Source organism: Brevundimonas sp. CURTG3B2_SDJG (genome assembly GCF_057364705.1).
In genome coordinates this window covers 1-6,494 of record NZ_JBNFOJ010000172.1, presented here as the reverse complement: position 1 = coordinate 6,494, position 6,494 = coordinate 1, and the positions used below count along the sequence as shown (strand labels likewise).

At 69.8% G+C, this 6,494-nt stretch carries 8 protein-coding genes and 1 pseudogene; all 9 read left to right on the top strand.

Annotation, left to right across the window (positions count from 1 at the left end; all coding sequences use genetic code 11):
* A partial coding sequence (locus AC2W7C_RS12020) for a biotin--[acetyl-CoA-carboxylase] ligase (RefSeq protein ID WP_486001654.1) occupies positions 1-668 on the top strand: 668 nt, incomplete at its 5' end.
* Positions 665-1,444: a type III pantothenate kinase gene (locus tag AC2W7C_RS12015; protein WP_486001653.1), complete on the top strand. Its 780-nt coding sequence runs from the start codon at positions 665-667 to the stop codon at positions 1,442-1,444. The genes AC2W7C_RS12020 and AC2W7C_RS12015, both read left to right, overlap by 4 nt.
* The gene (locus AC2W7C_RS12010; RefSeq protein ID WP_486001652.1) at positions 1,444-3,117 is read left to right on the top strand and encodes a ribonuclease J; all 1,674 of its coding nucleotides are present in this window, start codon (positions 1,444-1,446) and stop codon (positions 3,115-3,117) included. The genes AC2W7C_RS12015 and AC2W7C_RS12010 overlap by 1 nt, the downstream gene beginning before the upstream one ends.
* A 210-nt stretch (positions 3,118-3,327) precedes the next feature.
* Positions 3,328-4,071, top strand: coding sequence for a UMP kinase (gene pyrH, locus AC2W7C_RS12005; RefSeq protein WP_486001651.1), 744 nt, complete (start codon positions 3,328-3,330; stop codon positions 4,069-4,071).
* A 30-nt stretch (positions 4,072-4,101) separates the two neighbouring features.
* A complete protein-coding gene (gene frr / locus AC2W7C_RS12000) occupies positions 4,102-4,659 on the top strand; it encodes a ribosome recycling factor (RefSeq protein WP_486001650.1) in 558 nt (185 codons plus the stop codon).
* Between the two features lie 29 nt (positions 4,660-4,688).
* Entirely contained in the window at positions 4,689-5,444 is a 756-nt protein-coding gene (uppS, locus tag AC2W7C_RS11995) for a polyprenyl diphosphate synthase (protein ID WP_486001649.1), read from the top strand.
* Entirely contained in the window at positions 5,444-5,650 is a 207-nt protein-coding gene (locus AC2W7C_RS11990; RefSeq protein WP_486001648.1) for a hypothetical protein, read from the top strand. Before uppS ends, AC2W7C_RS11990 begins: the two co-directional genes overlap by 1 nt.
* Entirely contained in the window at positions 5,647-6,261 is a 615-nt protein-coding gene (locus AC2W7C_RS11985) for a phosphatidate cytidylyltransferase (RefSeq protein ID WP_486001647.1), read from the top strand. The genes AC2W7C_RS11990 and AC2W7C_RS11985 overlap by 4 nt, the downstream gene beginning before the upstream one ends.
* A pseudogene (locus AC2W7C_RS11980) lies at positions 6,258-6,494 on the top strand (1-deoxy-D-xylulose-5-phosphate reductoisomerase); the annotation flags it as partial. The gene AC2W7C_RS11985 and the pseudogene AC2W7C_RS11980, both read left to right, overlap by 4 nt.

The window sequence follows — 6,494 nt, the reverse complement described above, 5'->3', positions numbered from 1 at the left end:
ATCGCCGCGCGCGCCAGACGGCGGGGCGCGGACGGCGGGGCAGGGCCTGGGAGAGCGATACGGGCAATCTGTTCGCGACCCTGCTGACCACGACACGCAAGCCGCCGGCCGAGGCGGCGCAGGTGACGTTCATCGCCGCCCTGGCGGTCGCCGACCTGCTGGACGGCTGGGCGCCGTCGTCGCTCGTGACGATCAAATGGCCCAACGACGTGATGCTGGCGGGCCAGAAGAGCTCGGGCATCCTGGTCGAGTCCGGCGCGCACGCCGCCGGCGGCCTGTGGCTGGCGGTCGGAATCGGGGTGAACCTGGCCCATGCGCCCGAGGGGACCGAGCGGCCGGCGACGGCCCTGGTTCACCACCTGGCGGCCGAACACGCCGCGCCGCCGGGCGTCGATCTCGCCGCTCGCAGGCTCGCCGAGACGTTCGGCGTCTGGATGGAGCGCTGGGAGACGCTGGGCTTCCAGCCGATCCTGGACGCCTGGGCGGCGAGGGCCCAAGGGCTGGACGGCCCGGCCGTCGCCCGGCTGGGTCACGAGACGGTGGAAGGGCGCGCCGAGGGCGTCGCGCCGGACGGCGCGCTGAGGCTGAGATTGGCCGACGGCTCGCTGCGCCTTATCTCGGCGGGGGACGTATTCTTCGGCCCCGATCTACAAGGGAGCGCCGCGTGATGCTGCTGGCGATCGAGCAAGGCAACACCAACACGCTGTTCGCGGTGCACGACGGGACGGACTGGATCGCCCAATGGCGCACCGCGACCGACGCCCAGCGCACGGCGGACGAATACGCCGTCTGGCTGACCCAGCTGCTGTCCATGCGCGGGCTGAAGCTGGCCGAGCTGGCCGGTTGTATCATCTCCAGCGTGGTGCCGCAGTCGATCTTCAACCTAAGGAACCTGTCGCGGCGGTACCTGAACGTCGAGCCGCTGGTGATCGGCGACAACGTCGACCTGGGCATTCCGGTGCGGATACTGAAGCCCAGCGAGGCGGGCGCCGACCGGCTGGTCAACGCCATTGGGGCGCACCTGGCCTATCCGGGCGACCTGATCGTCATCGACAGCGGCACGGCGACCACCTTCGACATCGTGGCCGCCGACGGGGCGTTCGAAGGCGGGGTGATCGCGCCGGGCGTGAACCTCAGCCTGCAGGCCCTGCACGAGGCCGCCGCCATGCTGCCGCGCATCGCCATCGCTAGGCCGGACAAGGTGATCGGCAAGGACACGGTCTCGAGCATGCAGTCCGGCGTGTTCTGGGGCTACATCGCCCTGATCGAGGGGCTGGTGGAGCGCATCAAGGCCGAGTGGGGCAAGCCCATGACCGTCATCGGAACCGGCGGCGTGGTGTCGCTTTTCGAAGGCGCGACCGACAGCATCGACCGGTTCGATCCGGACCTGACCATCCGCGGCCTGCTCGAAATCTGGCGGCGGAACACCCATCTGAAGGCGTAATGACCAAAGAAAAATCGAACGAACTCGTCTTCCTGCCGCTGGGCGGGTCCAACGAGATCGGCATGAACCTGAACGCCTACGGCTACGGCCCGGCGGACGACCGCGAGTGGATCGTGGTGGATGTCGGCGTCACCTTCGGCGATCCCTCGACCCCGGGCGTGGACGTGATCGTCCCGGACCCGGCCTATCTCGAGGGCGAGAACATCCGCGGCATCGTGCTGACGCACGCGCACGAGGACCATATCGGGGCCCTGGGCTGGCTGTGGCCGCGTCTGAAGGCGCCGCTGTACGCCACGCCGTTCACCGCCTTTCTGATCCGCGAGAAGCTGCGCGACGCCGGCCTGCTGGATCGGGTGACGCTGCATGAGGTGCCGCTGGGCGGGACGATCGACCTGGGGCCGTTCCAGATCGAGATGGTGACCATCACCCACTCCATCGCCGAGCCGAACGGCCTGGCGATCAAGACGCCGCTGGGCACGGTGCTGCACACCGGCGACTGGAAGATCGACAACGATCCGGTCGTGGGCGAGCGCACCGACGTTGAGACCATCCGCCGCCTGGGCGACGAGGGCGTGCTGGCGATGGTGTGCGATTCCACCAACGTCTTCCAGGAAGGTGTCGCCGGCTCGGAAGGCGAGGTGAAGGTGGCGCTGGCCGAGCTGATCTCGGGCCTGAAGGGTCGGGTCGCCGTCGGCTGCTTCGCCTCGAACGTCGCCCGGATGGACAGCGTCATCCGCGCCGCCGAGGCCGCCGGGCGCCGCGTCGTCCTGGCCGGTCGCTCGATGCACCGGATCACCGCGGCGGCCAAGTCGGTGGGCATGCTCAGCGACATCCAGCCCTTCCTGTCGGAGGAGCAGGCGCGCGGCTGGCCGGCGGACGAGATCCTGTATCTGTGCACCGGCAGCCAGGGCGAAAGCCGCGCGGCGCTGTCGCGGGTCGCCGAGGGCAATCATCCCTTCATCAAGCTGGGGCCGGGGGATCACTGCATCTTCTCGTCGCGGGTCATCCCGGGCAACGAGCTGGCCATCGGCCGGCTGCAGGACACGCTGTCCGAGCGCGGGGTGCGCATCTACACCGACCGCGACCATCCGGGCATCCACGTCTCGGGCCATCCGTGCCGTGACGAGCTGCGCGAGATGTATCAGTGGGCCCGGCCGAAGATCGCCATCCCGACCCATGGCATGCGCCGGCACCTGGCCGAGCACGCGCTGCTGGCCAAGGACATGCAGGTTCCCGAGACGGTCACTCCGCGCAACGGCGACCTGGTGCTGCTGGCGCCCGGCCCGGCGCGGATCATCGACGAGGTGCCCTCGGGTCGCCTGTTCGTCGATGGCGGCATGCTGGTGGAGGAGGCGGGCGAGGCGCTGCGCGAGCGGCGGCACGCCGCCTCGAACGGCGTGCTGATCGTCAGCTTCGCCATGGATCGGCGCGGCAAGATCGTCTCGGACATCGACGTGCGCGGCCTAGGCCTGCCGGGCGACGAGGACAGCCCGCTGGGCGAAATCCTGGACGACCTGGCCGAACGGGTGGAGCAGGTGGTGCGCGGGCTGAAGGGCGAGGCGCTGGAGGACGAGATGGTCGTCGAACAGGCGGTCGCCCGGGCGCTGAAGAAGGCCAGCCAGGGCATCTGGGATCGCCGGCCGATCGTCGAGACGATCATTTTGAGGCTGTAGTTCACCTCCGCCGTCATTCCGGGGCGCCCGCGAGGGCGAACCCGGAACCCAGGGGATCGCCGCGGGACTCGGACGCGCTGTGACAGGGGGAGCGCGGTCCTGGGTTCCGGGTTCTTCGCTGCGCGAAGCCCCGGAATGACGGACGGTTTAGGTTTGAACCGGCTCGGCCGCTCCGTATAAGGAGCCGAATCCCCCGCCCAAGGTCCCTCCATGCCCGACGTTCCGTCCGAGTTCCGCTACAAGCGCGTCCTGCTCAAGGTCTCGGGCGAGGTGCTGATGGGCGACCAGGGCTACGGCATCGACATGAAGACCGTGGCCGAGGTGGCCGCCGCCGTCGCCGACGTGGCGCGCGAGGGCGTGGAGATCTGCCTGGTCATCGGCGGCGGGAACATCTTCCGCGGGCTGTCCAAGGCGGCCGGCGACATGGACCGCGCCTCGGCCGACTACATGGGCATGCTGGCGACCGTGATGAACGCCCTGGCCATGCAGGCGGCGCTGGAGAAGATCGGGGTCCAGACCCGCGTGCAGAGCGCCCTGGTGATGAACGCCGTGGCCGAGCCCTATGTGCGCAGGCGCGCCCTGCGTCATCTGGAGAAGGGCCGTGTGGTCATCTTCGCCGCCGGGGTGGGCGCGCCCTTCTTCACGACCGACTCGGGCGCCGCGCTCCGGGCCGCCGAAATGGGCTGCGACGCCCTGCTGAAGGGCACCAGCGTGGACGGCGTCTACACCGCCGATCCCAAGAAGGATCCGACCGCGACGCGGTACGACGTGCTCAGCTATCACGACGTCCTGGCCAAGGACCTGAAGGTGATGGACGCCTCGGCCGTCGCGCTGATGCGTGACTCCGGCATTCCGATCGTGGTGTTCTCGATCCGCGAAGACGGATCGTTCCGCCGGACCCTGAGGGGGGAGGGCGCGTTCACCGTGATCAACTCGGACGGCAAGGCCGCCTGACAACCGCATAAGAAGACGAGAGAAACGACCATGGCCAAGCCTGATCTGAACACCTACCGCAGCCGCATGGACAAGGCCGTGGGCGCTCTGAAGGAGGAGTTCAACGGCCTCAGGACCGGGCGCGCCAACGCCGGCCTGCTGGATCCGGTCCAGGTCGAGGCCTACGGCTCGACCTCGCCGCTGAACGCGGTCGCCGCGATCAGCGTGCCGGAGCCGCGGATGATCTCGGTCAACGTCTGGGACAAGGGGATGGTGGTCAGCGTCGAGAAGGCCATCCGGGCCGCCGGCCTGGGCCTTAACCCGATCGTGGACGGCCAGACCTTGCGCATCCCGATCCCGCCCCTGACCGAAGAGCGCCGCAAGGACCTTGCCAAGCTGGCCGGCAAGTACGCCGAGCAGCAGAAGATCGCCGTCCGCAACGTCCGCCGCGACGCCAACGACGACCTGAAGAAGGCCGAGAAGGCGGCCGAGATCAGCCAGGACGAACAGAAGAAGATGGAAGCCGAGGTCCAGAAGGACACCGACGCGGCCATCAAGCGCATCGACGAGGCCTTGAAAGCCAAGGAAGTCGAGATCATGCAGGTCTGACGGCGCGTTCTGCCGTAGGATCGCCGCGTATGTCCGCCGAAACTTCCAGACCCGAGCCCGACGGGCCGCTCCATGTCGCCATCATCATGGACGGCAACGGGCGCTGGGCCGCCGCGCGCGGCCTGCCTCGGGCCGTGGGGCACCGAGAGGGCGTTCAGGCGCTGAAGCGGACCATTGAGGCCGCCCCGAAAGCAGGCGTGGGCTGTCTGACGGTGTTCGGCTTCTCGACCGAGAACTGGAACCGGTCGACGGAAGAGGTCTCGGACCTGATGGGCCTGGTCCGCAGCTATGTCGCCAGCGACCTGAAGCGACTGGAGAAGGCCGGCGTCCGGCTGCGCGTCCTGGGCCGCCGCGAGGGTCTGCCGAAGGACATCGCCGAGATCGCCGACCGCGCGGAAGCCCAGACGGGCCACAACTCCAAATTCCTGCTGCAGGTCGCGTTCAACTACGGCGGCCGGGCCGACATCGTCGACGCGGCGCGGCGCTACGTGGATCGGGTGCGGGCCGGCGAGGCGGTCGAGCCGCTGGACGAAGCCGCCCTGGGCGCGGGCCTGTCCACCGCCGGCGGGCCGCCCGTCGACGTGATCGTGCGCACCTCGGGCGAATACCGGCTGTCGAACTTCCTCCTGTGGGAGGCCGCCTACGCCGAACTGATCTATCAGGACATTCTGTGGCCCGACTACGGCCCCGACGCCCTGGCGGACGTGGTGGCCCAGTACCGGCGCCGGGATCGCCGCTTCGGAGGTCGCCCGACAGCGGCTCTCGCCGACCAGGCGGCCGTCTGATGGCGCTGAAGATCAGGGAGATGGGGCCGCGCGCGCTGTCGGCCCTGATTCTGGCGCCCGCCGCCGTCTTCGCCACCTGGCTGGGCGGCCCCTGGATATTGGGCGTGATGGTGATCGCCAGCGTCCTTCTGGCGATGGAATGGGCCCGGATGAGCGCGCGCGAGGCCTGGCGGCCGGTCGCGGTCGCCGTCGGGGCCGCCTGGTGACCGCGGTGATCCTGGTGCAGGGGGCGGGCTTGTCGCCGGCCCTGCTGATGCTGGTTTTCGGCGGCGCGGCCGCGGGCCTCTTCGTGAAGCTCAGGGGGCAGTCCGGGATCGACGCCGCCTATGGCGTTCTCTACATCGGCTGGCCCGCCATCCTGATGGTCTGGTTGCGCGACGGGACCAGCGCCGTCGGCTTCTACTGGGTGACCCTGGCCTTCGTGGTCTCCTGGTCGGCCGACGTGGCCGCCTTCCTGGTCGGCAGCGCCGTGGGCGGGCCCAAGCTGTGGCCCCGCTACTCGCCCAACAAGACCTGGGCCGGCTTCATCGGCGGCCTGGCGGCCGGCACCCTGGCGGGGGTGGTGATGAGCGCCCTGCCCGAGGCAGGCGCGCCGGACCTCGTGTGGAGCGCGCTCCTGGGCTTCGTCGGCGCCCTGGCGACCATGGCTGGCGACCTGTGGGAATCCGCGCTGAAGCGGCGCTTCGGGGTCAAGGACGCCGGAACCCTCATTCCGGGTCATGGCGGCCTGCTGGATCGGGTCGACGGGCTGATGTTCTGCATCGTCGCCATCGCGGTCGGCCGGGTGGTCGTGATGAATTTCGGAGGCGGGTCGTGATCCGGCGGCGAGTGACCGTCCTGGGATCGACCGGCTCGGTGGGCTGTTCGACCCTGGACCTGATGGCGCAGGCCGAGGCGGGCGGGGCGGGGGTCTTCGAGGTCGAGGCCCTGACCGGCGGCGCCAACATCGCCCGGCTGGCCGAACAGGCGCGACGGTGGAGGCCTCGCCTGGCCGTGACCGCCATCCCGCGCGCCTGGACGAGCTGCGCGACGCCCTGGCCGGGACCGGGG

Excerpts from the sequence above, each read along its gene's own strand:
- AC2W7C_RS12010 (WP_486001652.1), top strand. The coding sequence starts at position 1,444 with ATGACCAAAGAAAAATCGAACGAACTCGTCTTCCTGCCGCTGGGCGGG.
- pyrH (WP_486001651.1), top strand. The coding sequence starts at position 3,328 with ATGCCCGACGTTCCGTCCGAGTTCCGCTACAAGCGCGTCCTGCTCAAG.
- frr (WP_486001650.1), top strand. The coding sequence starts at position 4,102 with ATGGCCAAGCCTGATCTGAACACCTACCGCAGCCGCATGGACAAGGCC.
- uppS (WP_486001649.1), top strand. The coding sequence starts at position 4,689 with ATGTCCGCCGAAACTTCCAGACCCGAGCCCGACGGGCCGCTCCATGTC.
- AC2W7C_RS11990 (WP_486001648.1), top strand. The coding sequence starts at position 5,444 with ATGGCGCTGAAGATCAGGGAGATGGGGCCGCGCGCGCTGTCGGCCCTG.